Here is a 364-nt window from a genome sequence, read left to right as displayed (position 1 = left end):
TCGAAGAACAATTGGGTATCACTTTGTTTCAGCGTCAAGGTCGACGCTCGGTATTAACCCCCGCAGGGCAGCTAATTTTGCAAGAAGGGCGAAAGATTCTGATGGCGACTTCTCAGCTGGCTAATTCAGCAAAAGAAGTTGCCACGGGTTGGGAGCCGAAAATACGAATCGCGATGGAGTCCACGCTGAATCAACCTGTACTATATGATGTGCTGTCTGACTTTCTGGCCGAACACGAAAATGTAGAAGTTGATCTAATTGAGTGCGTACTTAACGGCGGCTGGGAAGCACTTGAGCAAGACCGCGTAGAACTCCTTGTCGGCGCGCCAGGACCGGTACCATTACAAAAAGGCTTCCGCGCAAT

Annotated in this window: 1 pseudogene; it reads left to right on the top strand. The window is 50.0% G+C overall.

Annotated elements, in window-relative coordinates:
• Positions 1-23 precede the first annotated feature (23 nt).
• Positions 24-364 (top strand): annotated as a pseudogene (locus A3756_RS18025) (LysR family transcriptional regulator); the annotation flags it as partial.

This window comes from Oleiphilus sp. HI0086 (assembly GCF_001635225.1).
This window is presented reverse-complemented; position numbering and strand designations above follow the sequence as displayed.